The sequence below is a fragment of the Oceaniglobus roseus genome, assembly GCF_002869745.1.
Classification (GTDB): Bacteria; Pseudomonadota; Alphaproteobacteria; order Rhodobacterales; family Rhodobacteraceae; genus Oceaniglobus; species Oceaniglobus roseus.
On sequence record NZ_PNOS01000010.1, the window covers coordinates 65,581 to 89,598 of the forward strand.

The following is a 24,018-nucleotide window of genomic DNA, read 5'->3' on the forward strand; positions in this document are numbered from 1 at the left end:
CTCCTCCGCAGGACGGGCTTGGCGCCCGCTCTCTTGTCGCGGGAAAGATGCTGGCAAAGCCCGCGCAGGGCAAGACGGGCGCGCGGGCGCAACGTGGCGTCACGGGGCGGGATGACGAAGGGTCACGCAGGGTGCGGCCGGCGGCGCGGAACCGGGCCACCCAGCCCTTGGCCGGTGCGGGGCGGGGCCATTTTCCTCGAGGAAAATGGTCCGGTTTCCTCGAGGAAACCGGATCCGGCGCGGTGGGCCTATTCCGCCGCCAGACCCTCGGTGAACTGGAGCCGGGCGAGGCGGGCGTAGAGGCCGCCTTCGGCCACCAGAGCGTCGTGGGAGCCCTGGGCGACGATCCGCCCCTGGTCGAAGACCACGATCCGGTCGGCCTTCTTCACCGTGGCAAGGCGGTGCGCCACGATCAGCGTCGTGCGCCCGGCGCTGAGCCGGTCCACCGCCACCTGCACCAGCCGCTCGCTCTCGGCGTCCAGCGCCGATGTCGCCTCGTCGAGGAGCAGCACCGGCGCGTCGCGCAGGATCGCGCGGGCGATGGCGATGCGCTGCTTCTGGCCGCCCGACAGCATCACGCCGCGTTCGCCGACATAGGTGTCGTAGCCCTCGGGCAGCGCGGTCAGGAAGTCGTGGGCGGCGGCGGCGCGGGCGGCCTCCTCGACCTCGGCATCGGTGGCGGAGGGACGGCCGAAGCGGATGTTCTCGCGCGCCGAGGCGGCGAAGATCACCGGGTCCTGCGGCACCAGCGCCATGTGGCGGCGGAACGCGGCGCGGTCCAGGTCCTTCAGGTCGACGCCGTCGAGCCGGATCGTCCCCGCGTCGGGATCGTAGAAGCGCAGCAGCAGCTGGATGATCGTCGTCTTGCCCGCGCCAGAGGGGCCGACCAGCGCCACCGTCTCGCCCGGGGCGACGTCCAGCGTCACGCCGTCGAGCGCGGCGGCATTGGGGCGGGCGGGGTAGTGGAACACGACGTCCTCGAAGCTGAGCGCCCCCCTGACCGGTGCCGGGAGGGTCGCGGCCGTCTCGGGGTCGGTCACGGTGTCGAGCGCGTTCAGCAGCTCCACCAGCCGCTCGGTCGCCCCGGCGGCCCGCTGGAGTTCGCCCCAGATCTCGGAGAGGGCGGCGACCGCGCCCGCCACCATCACGGCGTAGATCACGAACTGCACCAGCTCGCCCACGCTCATCAGGTCGGCGCGCACGTCGCGGGCGCCGATCCACAGCACCCCGACGATGCCGGAGAAGATCAGCGCGATCACGATCACCGTCATCACCGCCCGGGTGCCGATGCGCCGCTTCGCCACCTGGAAGCTCTTCTCGGTCACGTCGCCGAAGGATTTCCGGCTGATCGCCTCGTGGGTGAAGGCCTGCACCGTCTGTACCGAGGACAGCAGCTCCGAGGCCGAGCCGGAGGAGGCGGCGATCCAGTCCTGGTTCTCGCGGCTGAGCACACGCAGGCGGCGGCCGAGCACGATGATCGGCACGATCACCGCGGGCACGATCAGCAGCACCATCAGCGTCAGCTTCGGCGAGGTGAAGAACAGCAGCACCAGCCCGCCGACGAGGATCAGCGCGTTCCTGAGCGCGATGGACACGGAGGAGCCGATGACCGACAGGATCAGCGTCGTGTCGGTGGTGATCCGGCTCAGCACTTCGCCGGTCATGATCCGCTCGTAGAAGGCGGGGCTCATCCCGATCACGCGGTCGAAGACGGCCTTGCGGATGTCGGCCACCACCCGCTCGCCCAGCCGGGTCACGAAGTAGTAGCGCAGGCCGGTTCCGACGGCGAGCAGCCCGGCGATGCCGAGCGCGGCCAGGAAGTAGCCGTCGAGAAGGTTCGCGGCCGAGGTCTCGAACCCGTCCACGACGCGGCGCACCGCGATCGGCAGGACGAGCGAGACGCAGGCGGTCAGGATCAGCGACAGGAGCGCGAGGGCCAGCAGGCGGCGATAGGGGCGCAGGAAGGGCCAGAGATGTCCGAGGGCGCCGATCTTGCGGGATTTCGCCCGCTCCTGCTCTGAATACTTGTCCGCCGCCATGCCCGTCTCTTGAGTTCTGCGCCTGCGGCTTACCCGCTCCGCCCCGGCGAGACAAGTTTTCCCGCCGCGGCATATGGCCCGAAGACCCGGCCCCGCCACCGGCGGCCGGGTGGAGCACGGCGCGGCGGCTGCGGATTTGTCTTGTCCGGACGGCGCGTTCGCCGTATCCGACTGTCAGGGTGCCGGGCACCTGCCGCCTGCAGACGAAAGTCACGGTGAAGCCCGGAACGCGACGACATCTCACCCCCGAAGCATTTCGAAGGTGGGCAATGCAGGCTCCCTCCCGATCCGGAATGCATTTGCGAAGGAGTGGGCGATGTCTGTCGGACAAGCCGAATGTTCCAGATCCCGTGCGGCCCCCGTCGAACGGACCCCGCGGATTCTCGCGCGCGGGTCCGGCCCGGCGTGCGTGGAGGGCCGGGCATGACGCCGGCGACCCTCGACACCGTCAAGGCGCAGGCACGGGCATTGCGCCAGGCGCTGGAGGCCGACGGCACCCCGGTCAGTCATGCACAGGCGCTCGAACTGGTCGCGCGGCAGCACCGTGCCCGCGACTGGAACACCCTCAGGGCCCGGCTGGCGCAGCGCAACGCCCCGCCGGAGCTGGCACTCGGAGACCGGGTGACGGGGCTCTACCTGGGCCAGGCGTACAGCGGCGAGATCATCGCCCTGTCGGGTCCGGCCGACCTTCGCACCGTCGAGATCCGGCTGGACCGCCCGGTCGACACGGTGCGGTTCGCGAGCTTCTCGAACTGGCGCCACAGGATCCGCGGCACCGTCGATGCCGAGGGCCGCAGCCGCCGGAAAACTTCGGACGGCGCGCCCCAGATGACGGTGCGGAAGGCGACCTGAACGCAGGCGCGGGTCGCAGCGTCTCTGACAGCAGAAGGCCCGGCCCCGTTTCCGGGGACCGGGCCGCGTCACGGCATGGCTCAGTTATAGAGCACCGCCTTGATGTCGGCGTCGTCGATGTTCGACTTGTCGTAGTAGTAGAAGCCGGTGTCGATGCTGGCCGGGACGCTCTCGCCCTTGGCCGCGGCCACGGCGGCCTTCACCGTCTCGTAGCCGATGCCGACCGGGTTCTGGGTGATCGCGCCCGCCATCACGCCGTTCCGGATCGCGTCCATCTGCGCCTGGCCCGAATCGTAGCCGATGATCACCACGTCGTCGCGCTTCATCTCGGTGACGCCGTTCACCACCCCGATGGCCGAGCCCTCATTGGCGCCGAAGATGCCCTTGAGGTCGGGGTTCGCGGTGAGGATCGCCTTGGTCAGCTCGGTCGATTGCAGCTGGTCGCCGCCGCCGTACTGGACCGTCACCACCTCGATGTTCGGATGCTTGTCCTTCATCTGGTTGACGAAGCCGTCGACCCGGTCGATGCCCGTGCGCGAGGTCTGGTCATGGGCCACCACGGCGACCTTGCCCTCGTCGCCGATCAGCTCGGCCATCTTGTCGGCCGCCAGCGCCGCCGCGGCGACGTTGTCGGTGCTGGCCGTCGTCACCGGGATGTCGCTGTCGACGCCCGAATCGAAGGCGACGACCGGGATCCCCTTCTCCTGCGCCTGGCGCAGCAGCGGGATCGCGGCCTGGCTGTCGAGCGCGGCGAAGCCGATGGCGGTGGGGTTCTTGGCCAGCGCCGCGGCCAGCATGTCGATCTGGCGGTCGACCTGCGCCTCGGTGTCCGGCCCCTCGAAGGTGATGTCGACGCCCATCTCGGCGGCGGCCTTGTCGGCCCCGGCCTTCACGGCCTGCCAGAACTGGTGCTGGAACCCTTTCGAGATCAGCGGAATGTACATCTTGTCCTGCGCCATCCCCGGCAGGCTGGTGGCCAGCAGGGCCGTGGCGGCGATGGTGCCCAGAAGGCTTCTGCGTGTGAACATGTGGGTCTCCTCCCGTTTGCGTTCAGTCGATTCGTGCGCGCCTTGCCGGCGTCTTGTGATGTCTGGTGGTCGTCTCAGGCCTGCCGCCGCTTGCGGGCCATGTCGGCATAGACGGCGAGGATGATGATCGCGCCGGTCACCACGGTCTGCCATTCCTGGGCGACCGACAGCACGCGAAGGCCGTTGGTCAGCACCGCCATGATCAGTGCCCCGATCAGCGTGCCGAGGATCGTCCCCCGCCCGCCCGACAGCGACGTGCCGCCGATCACCACCGCGGCGATGGCCTCCAGCTCGTAGCCGAGGCCGAGGGCGGGCTGCGCCGAGTTCAGGCGCGAGGCGATGAGGATGCCCGCGACGCCGCAGATCGAGCCCGACAGCGCGTAGATCGCGATCTTCCAGCGGTCGGTGTTGACGCCGGACAGGCGCACGGACTCCTCGTTGCTGCCGAGGGCGAAGCAGTAGCGCCCGAGGACCGTGCGCCCGAGGATCCAGGCGGCGCCGCCCGCCACGAGGAACAGGATCAGCACGCCGTTCGGGATCGGCGCCCAGGGAAACACCGCCCCGATCAGCGAGCCGCGCGAGATCAGGTCGAACCCCGGCGTGTCGTTGAAATAGATCGGCCGGGTGCCCGAGATCACCAGCGACAGCCCCTTCAGGATCAGCATCATGCCGAGGGTGGCGATGAAGGGCGGGATCTTCATCTTGGCGACGAAGGTGCCCGAGCAGAAGCCGCAGAAGGCCCCCGCCGCGATGGCCGCGATCACGCCCATCGGCAGCGGCAGTCCCATGTAGGTCAGCACGACCCCGGCGATCACGGCGCAGAAGGTCATCAGCGTGCCGACCGACAGGTCGATCCCGCCCGTGATGATGACCAGCGTTGCCGCCACCGCCAGCACCCCGTTCACCGAGGTCGCCTGGAGGATGGCGATCATGTTGCTCATCTGCATGAAGTTCGACGAGGCGAGCGAGAAGCCCACCAGCAGCACCATGAGCGAGGCGAAGGCCAGGAGCTTCTGGTGCGCGCCGGATTTCGTCAGCCGCGCCAGTGCGCCCGGCCTGGTCCCTGAATCGATGGCGGTCATGTGGTCGCTCCCTCCGGCTGCATGGCGGGCGCGCGCAGCGTCGCCAGGTGCATGATGTCCTCCTGCCCCGTCTCGCGGCCGCCGGGCAGGATCCCGGTCAGCCGCCCCTCGCACATCACCGCGATCCGGTGGGAAAGCCGCATCACCTCGGGCAGTTCGGACGAGATGACGACGATCGCCTTGCCCTCGGCGGCGAGCGCCTGGAGCAGGCGATAGATCTCGGCCTTGGCGCCCACGTCGATGCCGCGGGTCGGTTCGTCGAAGATCAGGATGTTGCAGTCCCTGAGCAGCCACTTGGCGATGACCACCTTCTGCTGGTTGCCTCCGGACAGAAGCCGCACCTCCTGCGTGTCCGAGGGCGTGCGGATGCCGAGCCGCTGGATGTAATTCTTCGCCACCCTGCGCATCGCGCCCTCGTCCAGCGTTCCGGCTGCCGAGGTGAAGCGCGGCATCGAGGCCATGGCGATGTTGGCGCGCACGTTCATGCCGGTGGCCAGCCCGAACTGCTTGCGGTCCTCCGAGAGGTAGCCGATCCCCGCCCGCACCGCGTCGTGCGGCGAGCGGATGTCGGTCTTGCGGCCCTCGACGAAGACCTCGCCCGCGTCCAGCGGATCGGCGCCGAAGATCGCCCGCGCCACCTCGGTCCGCCCTGCGCCCATCAGGCCCGCGAAGCCCAGGATCTCGCCCTTCCGGACGGAAAAGGACACGTCGCGGATCTCCCGCCCCCGGCACAGCCCCCTCACCTCCAGCGCGACCGGCGCGGCCGAGAGGTCGGGCGGGGCGACGAACTCCTCGCCCACCTCGCGGCCGACCATCATCGAGATGATCCTCGACACCGGCGTCTCCGCCGCATCCACGGTGCCGACATGGGCCCCGTCGCGCATCACCGTCACCCGATCGGCGATCCGTTTCAGCTCGTCCATCTTGTGCGAGATGTAGATGATCCCGACGCCTTCCGCCTTCAGCCGCCGGATGATGACGAACAGCTCGGCGATCTCGGCGTCGTTCAGCGCCGCGGTCGGCTCGTCCATCACCAGGATCCGGGAGCGGAACGACAGCGCCTTGGCGATCTCGATCATCTGCTGTTTGGCGATCGTCAGGCCGCCCACCCGCGTCGTCGGCGCGAGGTTCAGGTTCATCGAGGCGAAGATCGCGGCGGCATCGGCGTTCAGCTGCCGTTCGTCCAGACGCCCGAGGCTTTTCCGCGGCTCGCGCCCGATGAAGATGTTCTGCGCCGCGGTCAGGTCGTTCATCAGCGCCAGTTCCTGGTGGATGATCCCGATCCCCAGCGCCTGCGCCTCGCGCGGGCTTGTCGGGGCGGCGTCCTGCCCCATGATCCTCAGCGTGCCGCCGTCGCGGGCATAGATCCCCGAGAGGATCTTCATCAGCGTCGACTTGCCCGCGCCGTTCTCGCCCATCAGCGCGTGGACCTCGCCCGCGCGCAGGTCGAAATCCACCGCCTTCAGCGCGTGGACGCCGGGGAACCGCTTCTCGATCCCCTTCATCGCGACGATGGTGTCGGTCACGGGCGATCCTCCCAAATCGCAGGTGTCCGGTAAGACGGCATCCCCGGCAGGACGCCGCCGCCTCCCCGATGACCGCGGCATTTTAACAAGGGTGCAGGGCTCTCCGGCCCCGTGCTCCCCGCCGCCGCGGATCGGTCCGGGCGGTCCTGAACCGCTCCGGCCTTGGCACGCTAGGGCGGCAAAATTCGTTCGTCAACGCACATGGTTGGCAAGAGGCGCGCCGGGTCAGAGAAGGCTCGGCTGGCCGTTCAGCCCGCCCGCGACGCGCGCCTCGTGCTCCAGCAGGAAGGTCTTGACCGGCAGCCCGCCGCCGAAGCCGGTCAGCGCGCCGTTGGCGCCGATCACCCGGTGGCAGGGCACGATGATCGGCAGGGGATTGGCGCCGTTCGCGGCCCCCACCGCGCGGCTCGCCCCGGGATCGCCGAGCGCCCGGGCGATCTGGCCGTAGCTGCGGGTCTCGCCATAGGGGATCGCCGACAGCAGCGCCCAGACCCGGCGGCGGAAGTCGGTGCCGCGCGGTGCGAGGGGCAGGTCGAAGCTGCGCAGGGTGCCGGCGAAATAGGCGGCAAACTGGGCGCGCAGGTCGTCGAAGGCCGCGTCGTCGCGCCGCCATCCGGGGTCCGGGGCGACGGCGCGGGAGCCTTCGGGGAAGCTCAGCAGACGCAGCCCGGCGGCGTCCCCGGCGGCCAGCAGCGGGCCGACGGGGCTGTCGATGTGGGTGTAGAGCGTGCCGCTCAGCCCAGCACCTGCTCGACCGCGGCCTTCGTCGCCGCCACGATCTTGTCCGCCTCGTCGCGGGTCAGGCAGAGCGGCGGCGCGAAGCCGAGCGAATCGCTCTGCGGCATGGCGCGGGCGATCACGCCCTTCTCGGCCATGGCCGCGATGACCTGGGGACCCTTCTTCTTCGCCGGGTCGAAGAACACGGCGTCGTCCCGGTCCTCGACCAGTTCCACCGCGCAGAGCATCCCGTCGCCCCTGACCTCGCCGACATGCCTGTGATCGCCGAGCGCGGCGCGCATCTGCTCGACCAGGTAGGGGCCGACCTTGGCGGCGTTGGCGACCAGCCCCAACTCGTCCACCAGCTTGAGGTTGGCGACCCCGGCGGCGGCGCCGATCGGGTGTGCGGAATAGGTCCAGCCGTGGCCCATGGGCCCGTTCCGGTCCGTCCCCTCCTCCAGCACCTTCGCGACGCCCTCGGACAGGATCGACCCCGACAGCGGGGCGTAGGCCGACGTCAGGCCCTTGGCGATGGTCATCAGGTCCGGCTTGATGCCGTAGTATTCCGAGCCGAACATCGTGCCCATGCGCCCGAAGCCGGTCACCACCTCGTCTACGACCAGCAGGATGTCGTGCTTCTTCAGCACCTTCTGCACGCCCTCCCAGTAGCCCTTCGGCGGCGGCACGATGCCGCCGGTGCCGAGGATCGGCTCGGCCCAGAAGGCGGCGATGGTGTCGGCGCCCTCACGCTCGATCAGCGCCTCGAGCTCGGCGATCAGGTGCGCGGTGAACGCCTCCTCGTCCATCGAGCGGTCTTCGCGGCGGTAGAAATACGGCGCCTCGGTGTGCAGGAAGCCCGGCAGCGGCAGGTCGAAGGTCTTGTGGAACAGCTGGAGGCCGGTGAGCGAGCCGGTGATGAGGCCCGAGCCGTGGTAGCCGCGCCAGCGGGCGATGATTTTCTTCTTCTCGGGGCGGCCGAGGATGTTGTTCATCGCCCAGACCAGCTTCACGTTGGTCTCGTTCGCGTCCGAGCCGCCCATGCCGAAGTAGATCTTGCTCATCCCCGGAGGCGCGCGGTCGATCACCATCTGGGCGAGCGTCACCGAGGCCTCTGTCGAATGGCCCGCGTAGGCGTGGAAATAGGCGAGCTTTCTCGCCTGCTCGGAAATCGCCTCGGCGATCTGCTGGCGGCCGTAGCCGACGTTGACGCAGTAGAGCCCCGCAAAGCCGTCGAGCATCCGGTTGCCGTCGCGGTCCTCGACATAGACTCCCTCGCCCCCCGCCATGATCCGCGTCGCGCTTTCCCCCCGGCTGTGCTGGGCCCAGTGGGTGGAGGGGTGCAGCATCGAGTTGCGGTCCCATTCGTCGAGCGCGTCATTGCGGAGCATGTCAAAAACCTCGGGTTCTGTGTTGTGGCGGCAGACTAGGCGGCGGCGGGGGAAAGCGCAAACGCCACTGGCCCGGCGCGCGCATCTGGTGTTGGATCGGGGCATGAGCCGCCTCGACGACACCATCGCCCACCTCGCCCGCCTCGTGGCGTTCCCGACCGTCTCCTCGGACAGCAACCTCGCCATGATCGCGCACATGGCCGGGATCCTGTCGGAGGCCGGGGCGCGGATCGACGTTCAGCCGAACGGCGAAGGGACGAAGGCCAACCTCTTCGCCTCGCTCGGGCCCGAGGGGCCGGGGGGCATCCTGCTGTCGGGCCATTCCGATGTGGTGCCGGTGGCCGACCAGCCCTGGACGAGCGACCCGTTCGAGATGGTCGCGCGCGACGGGCGGCTTTACGGGCGGGGCACCTGCGACATGAAGGGGTTCCTCGCCGCCTGCCTCGCCCTGGCGCCGGTCTTCGCCGCGAAGCCCTTGAGTCGGCCGCTGCACTTCGCCTTCACCTACGACGAGGAGACGGGCTGCATCGGCGGCCAGCACCTCGCCCATGTGCTGAAGGACCGCGGGCTGGTGCCCGAGATCTGCATCGTGGGCGAGCCGACGATGATGGGGCTGATCGACGGCCACAAGGGCTGCAACGAATACACGACGCGGTTCACCGGGCTCGAAGGCCACGGCTCGGCCCCCGAACGGGGGGTGAACTGCGCGGAACACGCTAGCCGCTATGTCATGCACCTTCTGGAGCTGCGGGAGGCGCTGAAGACGCGGGCGCCCGAGGACAGCCCGTTCGAGCCGCCCTGGCCGACGCTGAACATCGGGCGGATCGCGGCGGGGCAGATCCACAACGTGATCCCCGGCACGGCCGAGGTGTTCTGGGAGATGCGGCCGATCCGCGACGGCGACGCGGCTTTCGTGCTGGTCTCGGCCGATGCCTTCGCACAACGTCTGCAGGACGAGATGCGGCAGGTTTTCCCCGGCGCCGAGGTCGCGCGGGACACCGTCGGCGAGGTGCGTGGCCTGCTGCCGACCCGGGCCAACCGGGCGCGCGACCTGGTGGCGCGGCTGACCGGGGCCAACCGGGCGGGGGTCGTGTCCTTCGGCACCGAGGCCGGGCTGTTCCAGGAGATCGGCACCGACACGGTGATCTGCGGCCCCGGCGACATCGCCCAGGCCCACAAGCCCGACGAGTTCGTGTCCGTGGACCAGCTGGGCCAGTGCGTCGCCCTGCTGGAGGCGCTGGCGGATCACCTGCACCGGGGCTGACCCGCGGGTCCGGCCCCCCCTGCGGAGGGCCGGGCGATGGTGTCGGCGGATCAGGCCGCGAGCGTCTGGCGCTGGCGCAGCGCGCGGTAGAGCCCGCCTTCCCGCCGCATCAGTTCGGCCGGGGTGCCGTCCTCCACGATGCGGCCCCGCTCGAACACTAGGATCCGGTCCATCCGCTCGACCGTCGCCAGCCGGTGCGCGATGACGAGCGTGGTGCGCCCCACCATCAGCCGCTCGGCCGCCTCGGCCACCCGCGCCTCGGCCTCGGAATCGAGCGAGGAGGTCGCCTCGTCCATCACCAGAACCGGCGCGTCCGACAGGAAGGCCCGGGCGATGGCGACCCGCTGACGTTCGCCGCCCGAAAGCTTCACGCCCCGCTCGCCGACCTCGGTGTTGTAGCCCTTGGGCAGCTTGTCGATGAACCCTGCCGCCCCGGCCCGCGCCGCGGCCTCGCGCACCTCCTGGAGGGTCGCGCCGGGCCGCGCATAGGCGATGTTGTCGGCCAGCGAGCGGTGGAACAGGACCGGATCCTGCGGGACAAGGGCGATCTGCCGCCGCAGCTCCGAAAGCGGCACCTGCGCGATGTCGACCCCGCCGAGCGTGATCGCGCCGCCCGTGACCTCGTGCAGCCGCTGGATCAGCTTGACGAAGGTCGTCTTGCCCGACCCCGACCGGCCCACCAGCCCCACCTTCTGCCCCGCCGGGATGATCACGTCCAACCCGGTGAACAGCGGCGTGGCGGCCCCGTGATAGCCGTAGTCGACCCGCTCGAACGCCAGCGTGGCGGCACCGGGCGGCAGCGCGCGCGCGGGCACCTTCGCGACCTCGCGCTCGGGCGGCGCGGACATGAGCGCGACCAGCTCCTCGGCATCGTTCACCGATTTCTGGAGCATCCGCACATGCTGGCCGATCTGCCGCAGGTAGCCGTCCAGCATCCCGAGCGCGGTGACCACGAAGGCGATCTCGCCCGCGCCGGCCGCACCCTGCACGAAGGCGAGGAGCGCGCTCCCCAGCACCGCCGCCCTGAGTGCCCAGAGCGAGCCGTCCTGCATCAGCCCCGAGACGGTGCCGCGCCGCCAGGTCCGCTTCGTCCGGTGGCCCCATTTCTCCAGCACCCGCGCCAGCCGCGCCTCCTCGCGGGTCTCGCCCGCGTGGGCGCGCACCACGGCGTTCGAGGTGATGGCGTCGGCCAGCGCGCCCGACACGCGGCTGTCCTGCGCGTTCGACAGCCGGGCCGCCGGGGCCACCCAGCGCAGCGTCAGCACCAGCGACAGCGTGACGAACAGCGCCGCCCCGAGCAGCGCGACGAGGCCGACCTGCCAGTGGAAGGCCGTCAGCGTGCCGATGGTGCCGAGCAGCACCAGCGTCGAGGGCAGGAGCGCCAGCAGCAGCACGTCGGCCATGTCGTCGAGCGCCCAGGCGCCGCGGGTGATCTGCCGCACGGTCGAGCCCGCGAAGGCGTTGGCGTGCCAGTCCGTCGGCAGCCGCTGGACCCTGGCGAAGGCCTCGGATTCGGCGGCGATCATGGTCGGCACGGTCAGGGCGATGATGGTGAAATAGCTCAGGATCTTGGCCGCGATGGAGACGGCGCCGAGCACCAGCAGGGCGCCGAAGAAGCTCCAGGGCGAGGCATCGGCCGATACGGCGTTCACGAGGCGTCCGGTGACGACGGGGATCGCGACATCGGCGGCGGTCGAGGTCAGCACCAGCGCCAGCAGCGCCGCGACAAGCCGGAGCCTGCGTTTCCACAGGTCGAAAGCGAAGGAGAGAACGCGGGCGAAGGCGCCGCGGGAATGGGAACGGGACATGGTGATCTCGCGAACCGCGGTTCGCGTCCTGCACTGGAGATTTCAGGAGTCCGGGAAACGGACGGTCTGGCCGAGGCGGGGGCGTTGGCGCCCGCGGTCGTCAGGCGGTGGCGAAGCCGGGGATGCGGTCGCGACCGGGGAGAAAGCGAAATGCGATGTCCATGTTCGTCCTCCTGGCGCAGATGGTTGTCCTGCGATGCTCATAGTGCGCCAAAGTGTCGCGAGTCAAGCGCGTGTGACACGGCGTGGCGGGACATCGCCGGGCGCTCGACAGCGGCGCGGGGGCTGTGGCAGGCTGAGCGCGTTCAAGGTGGGGAGGCGGGCCATGTTCACGGCAACCATGAAGTTCGGGCTGGGCGAGGACATCGACGCCCTGCGCGACACCGTCCACCGCTGGGCGCAGGACCGGGTGAAGCCGCTCGCCGCCGCCATCGACCGCGACAACGACATGCCGCGCGAGCTGTGGCGCGAGATGGGGGAGCTGGGGCTGCTCGGGATCACGGTGCCGGAGGAGTACGGCGGCGCCGGGCTGGGCTATCTCGCCCACGTCGTGGCGGTGGAGGAGGTGGCGCGGGCCTCGGCCTCGGTGTCTCTCTCCTACGGCGCCCATTCCAACCTCTGCGTGAACCAGCTGGCGCTGAACGGCACGGCCGAGCAGAAGGCGAAGTACCTGCCGAAGCTCGTGTCGGGCGAACACGTCGGGGCGCTGGCCATGTCCGAGGCGGGCGCCGGGTCGGACGTGGTGTCGATGAAGCTTCGCGCCGAGAAGCGGAACGGGTACTACAGCCTGAACGGGACGAAGTACTGGATCACCAACGGCCCCGACGCCGACACGCTGATCGTCTATGCCAAGACCGACCCCGAGGCGGGCAGCAAGGGCATCACCGCCTTCATCATCGAGCGGGAGATGGCCGGCTTCTCCACCTCGCCGCATTTCGACAAGCTGGGGATGCGCGGATCGAACACCGCCGAGCTGGTGTTCGAGAACGTCGAGGTGCCGTTCGAGAACGTGCTGGGCGAGGAAGGCCGGGGAGTCCGGGTGCTGATGTCCGGCCTCGATTACGAGCGGGTGGTCCTCAGCGGGATCGGCACCGGGATCATGGCGGCCTGCCTGGACGAGATCATGCCCTACATGGCCGAGCGAAAGCAGTTCGGTCAGCCGATCGGGAATTTCCAGCTGATGCAGGGCAAGATCGCCGACATCTACACCAAGCTCGGGTCCGCCCGCGCCTATGTCTATGCCGTCGCCGCCGCCTGCGACCGGGGCGAGGTAACACGGCAGGACGCGGCGGCCTGCGTGCTTTATGCGTCGGAGGAGGCGATGACCGTCGCCCACCAGGCGGTGCAGGCGATGGGCGGCGCGGGCTTCCTGAACGACAGCGCGGTGTCGCGCATCTTCCGTGATGCGAAGCTCATGGAGATCGGTGCGGGCACCTCGGAAATCCGGCGGATGCTGATAGGGCGCGAGATGATGGGAGCGATGGGGTGATGCGGGAGGCCCCGAAATACCTCCAGGGCGGTGCCGCGGTGAACCTGCCGCGCTCGCTCCTGTGGGTCATCGCGATACTCTGCCTCGCCGCGGGGGTGCTGGGCTATTCCCGCGGCCGCGACGTGGCGGCGCTGACCGAGACCGACGTGCTCCAGGCCTATGCCGAGGTCTATGCCTCGGAAACCGGCGGGCGGCATGTGGAATGCCTGGGGGTGCCGGGCGAGGGCAAGGTGTGGATCGTGGTGCGCTGCGGGTCCGGGGCCGATCAGCGGATCTACAGCGTCGGGCGCGACGGCGGGCTGGTGAATCCGCTGGGCAAGGGACCGGACGCATGAGCCCGGAACAGGCGAAGGCGCTGTACCCGGGGGCGGAGACCTTCACCTTCGGCGACAACCGCGCGCTTTGCGACAGGCTGCTGGCGCTGGTGCGGGAGGGGCGCAAGACGGCGACCTGCGGCGCGCTGCGGGACTTCGAGGCAGGCGGCGAAGCCCTGCCCGTGGCCGGACGGCGCGACATCGCGCTCGACTGGGACGGCAACGCGGCCCTGGTGATCGAGACACTGGAGGTGACGCGGCGGCGCTTCTGCGACGTCGACGCCGGTTTCGCCCTCGCCGAGGGCGAGGACGAGACGCTGGAGGGATGGCAGGAGGGCCACCGCGCCTATTTCGAGCGCAACGGCGGCTTCGCGCCCGACATGATGCTGGTCTGCGAGCGCTTCCGCCTGATCGAGGATCTGGCCTGAGCCCTCAGTGCGAGGAATACATCCCCTCGTAGATCGGCCCCAGAGTCGCCGGGTCGAAAAGCGAGGACACCGACGTGCCGTTCCAGATGTTCAGGATCGCCTGCGCGAACATCGGCGCGGTCGGCACGATGCGGATGTTCTGCGCGGTCCGGACCGCCTCGGTTGCCTCGATGGAGTCGGTGATGACGAGGCTCTTCATGACGGAATTCGCGATCCGCTCCACCGCCGGGCCGGACAGCACGCCGTGGGTGATGTAGGAGTGGACCTCCTTCGCGCCGGCCTTGATCAGCACCTCGGCCGCCTTGCAGAGCGTGCCGGCGGTGTCGCAGATGTCGTCGACGATGATGCAGGTCTGCCCCGTCACGTCGCCGATCACGGTCATCTCGGCCACCTCGCCCGCCTTCTCGCGCCGCTTGTCGACGATCGAGAGGGGCACGCCGATCCGCTGTGCCAGTTCCCGCGCGCGGCCCACCCCGCCGACGTCGGGCGAGACCACGGTGATCTCGCCCAGGCGGCCCTTAAACTGGTGCTGGATGTCCAGCGCGAAGACCGGCGCGGCATAGAGGTTGTCGACGGGAATGTCGAAGAAGCCCTGGATCTGCGCGGCGTGCAGGTCCATCGTCAGGATCCGCTCGATCCCCGCCTCGACCATCATGTTCGCGATCAGCTTGGCGGTGATCGGCGTTCTCGCCTTGGTGCGGCGGTCCTGCCGGGCATAGCCGAAGTAGGGGATCACCGCGGTGATCCGCGCCGCCGACGACCGGCGCAGCGCGTCGGTGATGATCAGCAGCTCCATCAGGTTGTCGTTGGCGGGATTGCTGGTGGGCTGGATGATGAACATGTCCTCGCCGCGGACGTTCTCGAACACCTCGACGAAGATCTCGGCGTCGTTGAACCGTTCGACCCGGGCATCGACCAGCTTCACCCCGATGCCGCGGTGCATCGACATCCGCCGGGCGATGGCGGTGGCAAGGGTACGGTTGGAGTTGCCCGAGATGAGTTTCGGTTCGATCATGGATGGCATTTTTCAGGGGTCCCGAGGTAGCGGCGGCCGGGGAATCGACACGTTGACACCGCTTAGCATGGGGGTAGCGTGGCGCAAACCTTTGACCCGGCAGGAGGCGGCGCGATGGCCCACATAGATTACTATCTGGCGACGATTTCGCCCTATACCTATCTCGCGGGCACGCGGCTGGAGGAGATCGCGCGGAAGCACGGCGCGACGATCACCTATCGCCCGGTGGACGTGGCGCAGGTCTTCGCCCGCACCGGCGGCACCGCGCCGAAGGACCGCCACCCGGCGCGGCAGGAGTACCGGCTGCAGGACCTCGTCCGCTCGGCCGCCATCGCGGACATGCCGCTGAACCCCAAACCCGCCTTCTTCCCCACCAACATGGCGCCCTCGTCCTACGCGATCATCGCGGCGCAGGCGGCGGGCGGCGGCGACCTGGGCGGGCTGGTGCACGGCCTGACCCGCGCCTGCTGGGCGGAAGAGAAGAACATCGCCGAGGACGAGGTGATCCGCGCCTGCCTGTCGGAGGCCGGGTTCGATCCCGACATCGCGGACAAGGGTCTCCTGGCGGGGGCCGAGGCCTATGCGGCGAACCTCGAGGCGGCGGTGAACGCGGGCGTCTTCGGCGCGCCGTTCTACGTGGTGGACGACGGGCAGAAGTTCTGGGGCCACGACCGGCTGGCGCACCTGGACTGGCACCTCGGACGCTGATGCCGAGGGAGAGGCGCGCGGGCTACGACACGTTCTGGCAGGACTGGCAGAGGGGCGCGCGGCGCGCGCTGGCCCTGCACTGCGCGCAGGGACATTCGGGGATGTGGGCGCCGGTGGCCGGGGCGCTGCCGCTGCATGTGACGGCGTTCGACCTGCCGGGGCACGGACACAGCGCCCCCTGGCCCGCCGACCGCGACTTCCAGGGGGCCTGCGCCGAAATCGCGGCGACCTTCTGCGACGGGCCGACGGACCTGATCGGCCATTCCTTCGGCGCGACGGTGGCGCTCCGGCTGGCGCTGGAGCGTCCCGAGCTCTGCCGCTCGCTCTCGCTGGTCGAGCCGGTGTTCTTCGCCGCCGCCCGCGCGGCCGGGGCGCCGGAAGCGACGCAGCACGACCGCGACTTCGCGCCCTTCCTCGCGGCGGCAGGCGCGGGCGACCACATGACCGCGGCGCGGGTGTTCAGTGACCTCTGGTCGGAAGGGCCGTCCTTCGACAGCCTCGACCCGTCGCGGCAGGCACGGCTGGCGGCGCAGGTGCCGCTGGTCATGGCCGGGGCTCCGGGGATCGAGGAGGACAGCGGCGAGATGCTGGCGCCGGGGCGGCTGGAAGCCCTGTCGGTGCCGGTGCTGCTGATCCGCGGGGCGAGGACGCAGCCGATGGTCGGCGCGGTGCACCGGGCGCTGATCGCCCGGCTTCCTGACGCGCGGGAAGAGGTGATCGAGGGCGCGGGCCACATGGTGCCGGTGGTCCGCCCCGGCCCGGTGGCCGAGGCGATCCGCCGTCACCTCAGCCCTTGAGCAGGCCGATGAAGCGGTCGAGTTCGGCCTCGGGCAGGGACCAGTCGCAGACCAGCCGCGCCACCACGCTGTCCGGCGTCGCGTTGGCGGGCGTGCCGCCCTTCGCGTAATAGACCGCCCCCGCCCCCTTCAGCTTCTCGTGCAGCGCCATCGGCAGGCGGGCGAAGAGCATGTTGCCCCGCGGCTGGTGCAGCATCTCGACCCCGGTCTCCCTGAGCCCCTCGGCCAGCTTCGCGCAGTTGGCGTTGGCCTGCGCGGCCATCTTCAGCCACAGACCGTCGGCCAGATAGGCTTCCATCTGCGCCGAGAGATAGCGATGCTTCGAGAACAGGTGCGCCGCGCGCTTGCGGCGCAACTCGAACTCCCATGCCTTTTCGGGATCGAAGATCACCGCCGCCTCGACGCCGGGCAGGCCGTTCTTGGTGCCGCCGAAGCTGACGCAGTCCACCCCCGCCCGCCAGGTCATGTCCGCCGCCGAGCAATCGAGCGCTACCAGCGCATTGGCGAAGCGCGCGCCGTCCAGATGCACCGGCAGGCCATGCTCCTTCGCGATGGCGGTCAGCGCGGCGATCTCGTCAAGTCCGTAGAGCGTCCCGCTCTCGGTGATCTGGGTGATGCTGAGCGGACCGGGCTGCACCCCGTGGACGACACCCGCGGGATGCCGGGCGATGGCGGCCCTCAGCGCGTCCGGCGCGATCCGCCCGTCCGCCGTCGGGATCAGCGACAGTTTCGCGCCGTTGGTGAAGAACTCCGGCGCACCGCATTCGTCCTGTTCGACATGCGCCACGTCGGCGCAGAACACTGCGTGCCACGGCTGCGCATAAGTGGCCAGCAGCAGCGCGTTTGCGGCAGTGCCTGTGGCGACGAGGTAAACCGCCGCCTCGGGCGCCTCGAACACCTCGCGGATTTTCGCGCGCACCCGCTCCATGATCGGGTCGGCCCCGTAGGACCCCATGTATCCGCTGTTCGCGTCCACCATGGCCTGCATCACCGAAGGATGCGCGGGGCCCGCGTTGTCGGAGGCAAAAAACATCAGGTCGGCTCCTCGATGATGTGGTCTTCCCATTCCTCTTCCGGCACCTCGAACTCGGGCACCGTCCAGCCCTGCACCGAGACGCCCGCATCGTGCACCGACTGCGCCGTGCCCGAGATCAGCGGGTGCCAGTCGTAGAGCTTCTTGCCCTCGTAGAGCAGGCGGTAGGCGCAGGTGGCGGGCATCCAGTAGGCGTTCTTCGAGATGTTGGAGGGCGTCAGCACGATGCATTCCGGCACGAACTGCTTCCGGATCGGGTACTGCGAACAGCGGCAGCTTTCGCCATCCAGCAGGCGGCAGGCGACGCGGGTCAGGGCGACCTCGCCCGTGTCCTCGTCCTCGAGCTTGTTCAGGCAGCACTTGCCGCAGCCGTCGCAGAGCGCCTCCCACTCCTTCGGCGCCATGTTCTTCAGCGGCACCCGCTCCCAGAACCGCTCGCGCAGGCCCTCGCGGTCGATGGGGTCCCGGGGACGCCTCATGTCGCCGCCAGGATCGCGCGGGCCTCGGCGCTGTCGCGGTCCATCTGGGCGATCAGGGCGTCGAGGCTGTCGAACTTCTCTTCTCCGCGCAGGTATTCGACCAGCGCGATGGACAGGTGGGTGCCGTAGAGGTCGCCCTTGAAGTCGAAGAGGAAGGTTTCGATGTTCGGCGCATTGACCCCGAACATGGGCCGCACGCCGATGGAGGACACCGCGTCGTAGGTGCCTGCATAGGGGCCCGACAGCACGTCGGCCTTCACCGCGTAGATCCCGAATTTCGGCGGGTGCAGCCCCGCGATGCTCATGTTCGCCGTGGGATAGCCAAGGTCCCTGCCCCGCTGGTCGCCATGGATCACCGCGCCCTCGATCCGGTGCAGGTGGCCCAGCATGGCGGCGGCGTCCCGCGGGCGGCCCTCGCTCAGCGCCTCGCGGATGCGGGTCGACGAGACGGCGCCGCTGTCGGCCTGAAGGAGCGGGGCGATGGTGGTGCCGAAGCCCATCTCTTCGCCGAAGCGCACGAGGTCCTCGGCCTTGCCCGTGCGCCCCTTGCCGAAGCAGAAGTCCGACCCGACGACGACGTGGGACAGGCCAAGACCGTCGGCGATGACCTTCCCCGCGAAGGCCTCGGGGGTCAGCGCGGCGAGCGTGGCGTTGAAGGCGATCTCGTACAGCCGCTCGATCCCGAGCTTGGCAAGGCGGTTCGCCTTCGCCTCGGCGTTCATCAGGCGGAACGGGGCGGAGTCCGGCGCGAAGAACTCACGCGGATGCGGCTCGAACGTCAGGATGCCGAGGGGGCAGCCCAGCCGCCGCGCCTGCGCGGCGGCAAGGTCGATGACGGCGCGGTGGCCCTTGTGGACGCCATCGAAATTGCCGATCGCGACGCTGGCCCCGCGGTCCTCGTCGGCGACGAACTGATAATCCCGGATGATCCGCATGGGGACAGCGATAGTCGCCGCCCCCGGGAGGTGCAAGCGTCAGTCGAACTTGCGCGAGGGGGCCAGCACCGTCGCCTCGCCCTTCAGCACCGGCTTGCCGTCGATGGTGCACTGCGTTTCCAGCTGCACCCGGCGCTTGGCGAAGTCGATGGCCAGCACCGTGACCTCGGCGCGCACCGTGTCGCCGGGGCGGACGGGGGCGAGGAACTTCAGGCTTTGCCCGAGGTAGACGGTGCCGTGGCCGGGAAGCTGTTCGCCGATCACGGCCGAGATCAGGCCGGCGGTCAGCATCCCGTGGGCGATGCGCCCCTCGAAGATCGTGTCGCGGGCATAGGCGTCGTCGAGGTGGACGGGGTTCCTGTCGGTCGAGACCTCGGCGAACAGCTCGATATCGCGGTCGGTCACCACCTTCGTCAGGTGCCGCGACATGCCGATTTCCAGGTCCTCGATACAGATGGTTCCCCGGGGAAAGTTGTGCATGGTGTCGAGCATCCCGATGCCTCCGCGCAGCAAAAGTTCCTGCAAGCCGCAGTCATCGCAACAATATTGCTTTGCGGATGCAGAAATCAACCTGTCTGGAGCTATTATCGGGTCAGCGCAGCTTCCCTATCGTGAAGGTCGGCGCCTGCATCTCTTCGCGCAGGTACTCCTCCAGCGCCGCCGGGTCGGGCTGGTCCGTCGTCTTCGTCTGGCTGGCGGCCAGTCCGCCGGAGATGAAAAGCGAATCAAGGTCTTCGCCCTGAGCGCCGCGGATGTCGGTGTGAATGCCATCGCCGATGCAAAGGATGCGGCTGTCGGGAATGTCCTTCCCCAGCTCGGCGATACGGCGGCGGGCGAGGTCGTAGACGGGCGGATGCGGCTTGCCGAAATAGAGGCTGGTGCCGCCCATGTCCTCGTAAAGCCGCGCCAGCGCGCCGGCGCACCATTCGCGGGTCTCGCCCCGGTCGACCACGATATCGGGATTCGCGCAGAGCAGCTTCAGCCCCCTCTCCTTCGCATAGAGGAAGTCGGGCCGGTTCACCGAGGGATCGGCGAAGGGATCGACGGGGCCGCAGCAGACGATGCCCTCGGCCTCCTTCAGGGGCACGCGGCGGACCGGCAGGGGATCGTCGAGCAGCTGGATCGGCTCGAAGAAGACCTCGTCATGGGGTTGGCCGATGAAGTAGACCTTCTGGCCCACTGCGCCGGTGAACATGGCGAGGCGGGCGCTGTCGCCGGAGGTGGCGATGCTGTCCCAGCAGTCGCGGGGGGTGTTCATCCGCTCGATCTGCTTCTGGACGCTGGCCCGCTGGCGGGGGGCGTTGGTGAGAAGGATCACGGTGCCGCCCTTCTCGCGGAAGGCACGGAGGGCGGATATGGCCTCGGGGCAGGCTTCGATCCCGTTGTGCAGGCACCCCCAGAGGTCGCAGAAGACCGCGTCGTAGTCGGCGGAGATGTCGGCGAGGCGGTCGATGATCCGGGTCATGGGCGGGCGGTCCTGGGCGTATGAATTGCGTATGATCGGCGTATGACATCCGTGCATACGATTGGCGAGACCCGTCGGCGTGGACAGGGCGGCCGGAGCGCCGCGGGGCGGGCCGGGGATTCGAGTATTTGGAGCAAGAAAGAGAAAGGGTGTGGCGCGGGAGGGGCGCGGCGGGGCGACCGCGGCGGCCCTTGTCCTTCGGCCCTGCCGATTCTAAGCGGGGCGCGTCCGGATGGGCCGGGCGGCGGACACGGAGAGATGCGATGGACCGGAACAGGCGGCAGGTGATGGCGTTCGGCGGGGCGGCCCTGGTCGGGGCGGCGTTGCCGCGGTGGGCGGCGGCGGCCTATGCGCCCGCGCCCTCGGGCTGGCGGCGGTTCGAGGTCGTTACGCGGCTGGAGATACCGCGCGCCGGCAAGGCGGTGCAGGCCTGGGTGCCGGTGCCCTCGGTGACCGAGGGCGACTGGCAGCGTGCCGGGGAGACGGACTGGACCGGGGATGCGGCCGAGGCGCGGATCGCCACGGTCACCGGCGGCGCGCGCTGCGTCCATGCGACCTGGCCCGCGGGCAAGGGCGAGGCCGTGCTGGAAGTGCGCTCGACCGTCGAGACGCAGGACCGGGCGGTGGACCTGTCGCAGCCGGGTACGCCGACGCCGCTGGGCGCCGAGGAGCGGGCGCTCTACACCGCGGCGACGGACCTGATCCCGACCGACGGGATCGTGCGCGAGCGGGCGCTGTCGATCACCGAGGGCGCTGCCGACGACCTGGAGGCGGCGCGGCGCATCTATGCCTGGATCGTCGAGGAAACCCAGCGCAACCCCGAGACACGGGGCTGCGGGTTGGGCGATGTCGGCTCGATGCTGGCGATGGGGGATCTGACGGGCAAGTGCGCCGACCTGAACGCGCTGTTCGTCGGGCTGGCCCGGGCGGCGGGGCTGCCCGCGCGGGACGTCTACGGCCTGCGCGTCGCGCCCTCGGCCTTCGGGTACAAGAGCCTCGGCGCCGGGTCGTCGGACGTGACGAAGGCGCAGCACTGCCGGGCGGACGTGTACCTGGAGCGGTTCGGCTGGGTGCCCGCCGATCCGGCGGACGTGCGCAAGGTCGTGCTGGAGGAGCCGCCGAAGACGCTTACCCTGGCCGATCCCGAGGTGCAGGATGTGCGCGCGGCGCTGTTCGGCGCCTGGGAAGGCAACTGGATCGGGTACAACTTCGCCCATGACGTGGTCCTGCCGGGGGCCGAGGGCGGTCCCCTGCCCTTCCTGATGTACCCGGCGGCGGAGGTCGGCGGCGTGCGGCTGGACGAGCTGGATCCCGGCAGCTTCCGCTACACGATCACGGCGCGGGAACTGGACGCCTGATCCGTTCGCCGGGGCGTCAGCGCCCCGGCAGCCATGTGGCGAGGGGCGGAAACAGGATCAGCAGCGCCACGACCCCGAGGGCGCAGGCGATGTAGGGCATGGCCGAGAGGTAGATGTCGCGCATCGTCGTCCCCTCGGGCGCCACCCCCTTCATCACGAAGAGCAGCAGGCCGAAAGGCGGCGTGGTGAAGCTGATTTCCAGCGCCAGCAGCATGATGAGGCCGAACCACACCAGGTCGAACCCGAGAGACTGCGCCAGCGGGAAGAAGATCGGGATGGTCAGCAGCATGATCGAGATCTGCTCCATGAACATGCCGAGGATCAGCAGGACGCCGAACATGATCAGCAGCATGACCGTGGGCGCCACATCGAAGGATGTGGCCCAGCGGATCAGGCCCGACGACGCGCCGGAGAAGGCCAGAAGCTGCGAGAAGGTCGCCGAGCCGAAGACGATCAGGTAGGACATCAGCGTGACCTTCAGCGCGCCGACCACCGATTTCCGCATCGCCTCCCAGGTCAGGCAGCGGAAGGCGAGGCCAAGGAGGATGGTGCCGAGCGCGCCGAAGGCCGCTGCCTCGGACGGGGTGACGAGGCCCGCGACCATGGCGATGACGATCACCACCATGACGCCGATCATCGGCACCACGTCGCGCAGCACGAGCTTCAGCTTGGCGCCGAGGGTGATCTCGTCGACCTCGTAGGCGGGGGCGGCATCGGGATCGACCCTGCACTGGATCCAGATCATCGCGGCGTAGAAGGCGGCGAGGATCAGGCCGGGGATGATCCCCGCGATCAGCAGCGCGCCGACGTCGATCTGCGCCAGCGTCGCCAGCAGCACGGCCAGCGCCGAGGGCGGGATGATGATGGCAAGGCCCCCGGTCCCGAGGATCGGGCCGATGCTCATGTGCTTCTTGTAGCCGCGGGCGATCATCTCGGGGACCATGAGGCTTCCGAGAAGGGCGGTGGAGCCCATGGAGGAGCCCGATAGCGTCGAGAAGCCGGTGCCGCCGAGGACGGTGACATAGGAAAGGCGGCCCGGCAGCTTGCCGAGCAGGCGGTCGATGGCGTTGAACATCCGCCCGCCAAGGCCGGTGTGGAAGAAGATCTCGCCCATCAGCAGGAACAGCGGGATCGGCACCAGCGCGAAGGTGGTGAGCGAGCCGAGTCCGTTGTTCAGGAGCTGCGAGAAGCCGCGGGTGCCGCCCATGAACATGTAGGCACCGATCAGGTTCGCGGCGAGGAAGGCCAGCGCCACGGGCATCCCGAGGGCCATCAGGAAAACGATGGAGCCGAGCAGGATCGCCAGCGCGTCGTACCATTCCATCATGGGCTGAGGCCTTTCGTGGGGTTCGTGGGGGCGTCCTGCCTCGGGGCGGTGGTGCGAAGGGGCGAGCGCGGATGGGCACTGGGGGCAGGAATGCACCGCAGGATCGTGGCGGGGCCCGCGCATGAGGGCTTTCGGGCGGTGGTGCGGCTCATTCGTGGATCCCCGCTTCGCCGGCGTGCATCAGCTCGTCGCCGAAGACGAAGCGGGCGAACTCGATGGCCATGAAGGTGAACGAGACCGGGAAGGAGGCGGTCAGGATCCAGCGGGGGAAGTAGTAGGCGCGCACGTCGTAGTCGTTCCTCTGGATGTTGGTCCAGCAGAGCTCGGCCCCCTTCCAGGCGAGAACCAGGCAGACGATCACGCAGAGCGCGGCGACAAGGCGGCTGATGGCGTGCTGGATCGCGGGCGGCAGGGCGGCGGTGACGAGCTCGATGTGGACATGCCCTTTCTCGCGCACCAGCCAGGGGGCGCCGAGCATGGTGAGGTAGAGGATGCCGTACTCGGTCGAGGTGAAGAGCCAGGCGAAGGGCTGGAGCCCGGTATTGCGCATGACGACGGAGACGATCACGGCGACCATCAGCCAGACGAGCGTCGCCCCGGCGATGGCGGCCATGGCGTAGAGCAGGGCGGTGTAGGCGCGGATCAGGTGGGACATGGGATGGGGTTCGGTTGGGGGTATGTGGGATGCAGGCGGGCTAGTGGCGCGGTTTGGCCAGCCCGGATCATGATTTTGGAGTCAGGCGCGCTCCGACGCGGCCGGTTCATGGAAGGCTGGGGGCGGGCCGACGTCCTGAGATTGCCGTCGGTCGACCTGCGCGAACCGGCAAAGATGGAAGTGCGCACAGCGAAGATGTCTCGCCCGGCGTCTACGCCGGGCAGCCCCCGACCGCCCCCCTGGGCGGGGGCTTCTCCCCCGCCCGCGGACGGGGGCTGCCCTTTGTGCGAAGTGGGGGCGTCGGAGTTGGC

General features: G+C 69.5%; 23 protein-coding genes. 8 read left to right on the plus strand and 15 right to left on the minus strand.

Annotated elements, in window-relative coordinates; all coding sequences use genetic code 11:
• Positions 1-248: 248 nt before the first annotated feature.
• Positions 249-2,039 (minus strand): ABC transporter transmembrane domain-containing protein, encoded by a 1,791-nt coding sequence (locus tag A7B20_RS07135; protein ID WP_102107874.1) that lies wholly within the window; start codon positions 2,037-2,039, stop codon positions 249-251.
• Positions 2,040-2,462: 423 nt separating this feature from the next.
• On the opposite strand from A7B20_RS07135, the gene A7B20_RS07140 reads away from it, so the two are divergent.
• Complete coding sequence (locus tag A7B20_RS07140) at positions 2,463-2,891, plus strand: glyoxalase superfamily protein (protein WP_102107875.1); 429 nt, start codon at positions 2,463-2,465, stop codon at positions 2,889-2,891.
• An 80-nt stretch (positions 2,892-2,971) separates the two neighbouring features.
• On the opposite strand, the gene A7B20_RS07145 is transcribed toward A7B20_RS07140, so the two are convergent.
• From A7B20_RS07145 to A7B20_RS07165, 5 genes are all read right to left on the minus strand, one after another.
• Positions 2,972-3,919: an ABC transporter substrate-binding protein gene (locus tag A7B20_RS07145; RefSeq protein ID WP_102107876.1), complete on the minus strand. Its 948-nt coding sequence runs from the start codon at positions 3,917-3,919 to the stop codon at positions 2,972-2,974.
• Positions 3,920-3,993: 74 nt separating this feature from the next.
• The gene (locus tag A7B20_RS07150) at positions 3,994-5,001 is read right to left on the minus strand and encodes an ABC transporter permease (RefSeq protein ID WP_102107877.1); all 1,008 of its coding nucleotides are present in this window, start codon (positions 4,999-5,001) and stop codon (positions 3,994-3,996) included.
• Positions 4,998-6,527, minus strand: coding sequence for a sugar ABC transporter ATP-binding protein (locus tag A7B20_RS07155; RefSeq protein ID WP_245866657.1), 1,530 nt, complete (start codon positions 6,525-6,527; stop codon positions 4,998-5,000). The genes A7B20_RS07150 and A7B20_RS07155 overlap by 4 nt, the downstream gene beginning before the upstream one ends.
• 225 nt (positions 6,528-6,752) lie before the next feature.
• On the minus strand, positions 6,753-7,334 hold the full coding sequence (locus A7B20_RS07160; protein WP_342747235.1) for a methylated-DNA--[protein]-cysteine S-methyltransferase: 582 nt from the start codon (positions 7,332-7,334) through the stop codon (positions 6,753-6,755).
• A complete protein-coding gene (locus A7B20_RS07165; protein ID WP_102107879.1) occupies positions 7,262-8,632 on the minus strand; it encodes an aminotransferase in 1,371 nt (456 codons plus the stop codon). Before A7B20_RS07165 ends, A7B20_RS07160 begins: the two co-directional genes overlap by 73 nt.
• A 103-nt stretch (positions 8,633-8,735) precedes the next feature.
• On the opposite strand from A7B20_RS07165, the gene argE reads away from it, so the two are divergent.
• Positions 8,736-9,896, plus strand: coding sequence for an acetylornithine deacetylase (gene argE, locus A7B20_RS07170; protein ID WP_102107880.1), 1,161 nt, complete (start codon positions 8,736-8,738; stop codon positions 9,894-9,896).
• A gap of 50 nt (positions 9,897-9,946) precedes the next feature.
• Here the strand turns inward: argE and A7B20_RS07175 are convergent, their stop codons facing one another.
• Entirely contained in the window at positions 9,947-11,704 is a 1,758-nt protein-coding gene (locus A7B20_RS07175) for an ABC transporter ATP-binding protein (RefSeq protein ID WP_102107881.1), read from the minus strand.
• A 325-nt stretch (positions 11,705-12,029) separates the two neighbouring features.
• Between A7B20_RS07175 and A7B20_RS07180 the strand changes: the two genes are divergently transcribed.
• The 3 genes from A7B20_RS07180 to A7B20_RS07190 are packed head-to-tail and all read left to right on the plus strand — an operon-like array spanning position 12,030 to position 13,935.
• Positions 12,030-13,193, plus strand: a complete 1,164-nt coding sequence (locus A7B20_RS07180) for an acyl-CoA dehydrogenase family protein (RefSeq protein WP_102107882.1) — start codon at positions 12,030-12,032, stop codon at positions 13,191-13,193.
• Positions 13,193-13,528 carry a hypothetical protein gene (locus A7B20_RS07185; RefSeq protein ID WP_102107883.1) on the plus strand — a complete coding sequence of 112 codons (336 nt, stop codon included), beginning with the start codon at positions 13,193-13,195 and terminating at the stop codon, positions 13,526-13,528. Before A7B20_RS07180 ends, A7B20_RS07185 begins: the two co-directional genes overlap by 1 nt.
• Positions 13,525-13,935 carry an ASCH domain-containing protein gene (locus tag A7B20_RS07190; RefSeq protein WP_102107884.1) on the plus strand — a complete coding sequence of 137 codons (411 nt, stop codon included), beginning with the start codon at positions 13,525-13,527 and terminating at the stop codon, positions 13,933-13,935. Before A7B20_RS07185 ends, A7B20_RS07190 begins: the two co-directional genes overlap by 4 nt.
• 4 nt (positions 13,936-13,939) lie before the next feature.
• Here the strand turns inward: A7B20_RS07190 and A7B20_RS07195 are convergent, their stop codons facing one another.
• On the minus strand, positions 13,940-14,959 hold the full coding sequence (locus A7B20_RS07195) for a ribose-phosphate pyrophosphokinase (protein ID WP_102107885.1): 1,020 nt from the start codon (positions 14,957-14,959) through the stop codon (positions 13,940-13,942).
• Between the two features lie 105 nt (positions 14,960-15,064).
• Here A7B20_RS07195 and A7B20_RS07200 point away from each other — a divergent pair, with 105 nt between their 5' ends.
• Positions 15,065-15,658, plus strand: coding sequence for a 2-hydroxychromene-2-carboxylate isomerase (locus tag A7B20_RS07200; RefSeq protein ID WP_102107886.1), 594 nt, complete (start codon positions 15,065-15,067; stop codon positions 15,656-15,658).
• Positions 15,658-16,455: an alpha/beta fold hydrolase gene (locus A7B20_RS07205; protein WP_102107887.1), complete on the plus strand. Its 798-nt coding sequence runs from the start codon at positions 15,658-15,660 to the stop codon at positions 16,453-16,455. Before A7B20_RS07200 ends, A7B20_RS07205 begins: the two co-directional genes overlap by 1 nt.
• On the opposite strand, the gene A7B20_RS07210 is transcribed toward A7B20_RS07205, so the two are convergent.
• The 5 genes from A7B20_RS07210 to A7B20_RS07230 all read right to left on the minus strand — a co-directional run bounded on the left by A7B20_RS07210 (position 16,445) and on the right by A7B20_RS07230 (position 20,367).
• Positions 16,445-17,488, minus strand: coding sequence for a threonine aldolase family protein (locus A7B20_RS07210; RefSeq protein WP_102107888.1), 1,044 nt, complete (start codon positions 17,486-17,488; stop codon positions 16,445-16,447). The two genes, A7B20_RS07205 and A7B20_RS07210, sit on opposite strands and share 11 nt — an antisense overlap.
• Positions 17,488-17,967, minus strand: coding sequence for a YcgN family cysteine cluster protein (locus tag A7B20_RS07215; protein ID WP_102107889.1), 480 nt, complete (start codon positions 17,965-17,967; stop codon positions 17,488-17,490). Before A7B20_RS07215 ends, A7B20_RS07210 begins: the two co-directional genes overlap by 1 nt.
• Positions 17,964-18,902, minus strand: coding sequence for a bifunctional riboflavin kinase/FAD synthetase (locus A7B20_RS07220; protein ID WP_102107890.1), 939 nt, complete (start codon positions 18,900-18,902; stop codon positions 17,964-17,966). Before A7B20_RS07220 ends, A7B20_RS07215 begins: the two co-directional genes overlap by 4 nt.
• A gap of 39 nt (positions 18,903-18,941) precedes the next feature.
• On the minus strand, positions 18,942-19,394 hold the full coding sequence (locus A7B20_RS07225; RefSeq protein ID WP_102107917.1) for a MaoC family dehydratase: 453 nt from the start codon (positions 19,392-19,394) through the stop codon (positions 18,942-18,944).
• Between the two features lie 100 nt (positions 19,395-19,494).
• Positions 19,495-20,367 carry an HAD family hydrolase gene (locus A7B20_RS07230; protein WP_102107891.1) on the minus strand — a complete coding sequence of 291 codons (873 nt, stop codon included), beginning with the start codon at positions 20,365-20,367 and terminating at the stop codon, positions 19,495-19,497.
• Positions 20,368-20,630: 263 nt separating this feature from the next.
• Here A7B20_RS07230 and A7B20_RS07235 point away from each other — a divergent pair, with 263 nt between their 5' ends.
• Positions 20,631-21,725, plus strand: a complete 1,095-nt coding sequence (locus A7B20_RS07235; RefSeq protein ID WP_102107892.1) for a transglutaminase-like domain-containing protein — start codon at positions 20,631-20,633, stop codon at positions 21,723-21,725.
• 16 nt (positions 21,726-21,741) lie between these two features.
• On the opposite strand, the gene A7B20_RS07240 is transcribed toward A7B20_RS07235, so the two are convergent.
• Both A7B20_RS07240 and A7B20_RS07245 read right to left on the minus strand, forming a co-directional pair.
• A complete protein-coding gene (locus A7B20_RS07240; protein ID WP_102107918.1) occupies positions 21,742-23,049 on the minus strand; it encodes a TRAP transporter large permease in 1,308 nt (435 codons plus the stop codon).
• Positions 23,050-23,200: 151 nt separating this feature from the next.
• Positions 23,201-23,707, minus strand: coding sequence for a TRAP transporter small permease (locus A7B20_RS07245; RefSeq protein ID WP_102107893.1), 507 nt, complete (start codon positions 23,705-23,707; stop codon positions 23,201-23,203).
• Positions 23,708-24,018: the final 311 nt, after the last annotated feature.

What these genes read in the sequence shown, in the direction of transcription:
- A7B20_RS07135 (WP_102107874.1), bottom strand. Translation starts at nt 2,039, where the DNA reads ATGGCGGCGGACAAGTATTCAGAGCAGGAGCGGGCGAAATCCCGCAAG.
- A7B20_RS07140 (WP_102107875.1), top strand. Translation starts at nt 2,463, where the DNA reads ATGACGCCGGCGACCCTCGACACCGTCAAGGCGCAGGCACGGGCATTG.
- A7B20_RS07145 (WP_102107876.1), bottom strand. Translation starts at nt 3,919, where the DNA reads ATGTTCACACGCAGAAGCCTTCTGGGCACCATCGCCGCCACGGCCCTG.
- A7B20_RS07150 (WP_102107877.1), bottom strand. Translation starts at nt 5,001, where the DNA reads ATGACCGCCATCGATTCAGGGACCAGGCCGGGCGCACTGGCGCGGCTG.
- A7B20_RS07165 (WP_102107879.1), bottom strand. Translation starts at nt 8,632, where the DNA reads ATGCTCCGCAATGACGCGCTCGACGAATGGGACCGCAACTCGATGCTG.
- argE (WP_102107880.1), top strand. Translation starts at nt 8,736, where the DNA reads ATGAGCCGCCTCGACGACACCATCGCCCACCTCGCCCGCCTCGTGGCG.
- A7B20_RS07175 (WP_102107881.1), bottom strand. Translation starts at nt 11,704, where the DNA reads ATGTCCCGTTCCCATTCCCGCGGCGCCTTCGCCCGCGTTCTCTCCTTC.
- A7B20_RS07180 (WP_102107882.1), top strand. Translation starts at nt 12,030, where the DNA reads ATGTTCACGGCAACCATGAAGTTCGGGCTGGGCGAGGACATCGACGCC.
- A7B20_RS07185 (WP_102107883.1), top strand. Translation starts at nt 13,193, where the DNA reads ATGCGGGAGGCCCCGAAATACCTCCAGGGCGGTGCCGCGGTGAACCTG.
- A7B20_RS07190 (WP_102107884.1), top strand. Translation starts at nt 13,525, where the DNA reads ATGAGCCCGGAACAGGCGAAGGCGCTGTACCCGGGGGCGGAGACCTTC.
- A7B20_RS07195 (WP_102107885.1), bottom strand. Translation starts at nt 14,959, where the DNA reads ATGCCATCCATGATCGAACCGAAACTCATCTCGGGCAACTCCAACCGT.
- A7B20_RS07200 (WP_102107886.1), top strand. Translation starts at nt 15,065, where the DNA reads ATGGCCCACATAGATTACTATCTGGCGACGATTTCGCCCTATACCTAT.
- A7B20_RS07205 (WP_102107887.1), top strand. Translation starts at nt 15,658, where the DNA reads ATGCCGAGGGAGAGGCGCGCGGGCTACGACACGTTCTGGCAGGACTGG.
- A7B20_RS07210 (WP_102107888.1), bottom strand. Translation starts at nt 17,488, where the DNA reads ATGTTTTTTGCCTCCGACAACGCGGGCCCCGCGCATCCTTCGGTGATG.
- A7B20_RS07215 (WP_102107889.1), bottom strand. Translation starts at nt 17,967, where the DNA reads ATGAGGCGTCCCCGGGACCCCATCGACCGCGAGGGCCTGCGCGAGCGG.
- A7B20_RS07220 (WP_102107890.1), bottom strand. Translation starts at nt 18,902, where the DNA reads ATGCGGATCATCCGGGATTATCAGTTCGTCGCCGACGAGGACCGCGGG.
- A7B20_RS07225 (WP_102107917.1), bottom strand. Translation starts at nt 19,394, where the DNA reads ATGCTCGACACCATGCACAACTTTCCCCGGGGAACCATCTGTATCGAG.
- A7B20_RS07230 (WP_102107891.1), bottom strand. Translation starts at nt 20,367, where the DNA reads ATGACCCGGATCATCGACCGCCTCGCCGACATCTCCGCCGACTACGAC.
- A7B20_RS07235 (WP_102107892.1), top strand. Translation starts at nt 20,631, where the DNA reads ATGGACCGGAACAGGCGGCAGGTGATGGCGTTCGGCGGGGCGGCCCTG.
- A7B20_RS07240 (WP_102107918.1), bottom strand. Translation starts at nt 23,049, where the DNA reads ATGGAATGGTACGACGCGCTGGCGATCCTGCTCGGCTCCATCGTTTTC.
- A7B20_RS07245 (WP_102107893.1), bottom strand. Translation starts at nt 23,707, where the DNA reads ATGTCCCACCTGATCCGCGCCTACACCGCCCTGCTCTACGCCATGGCC.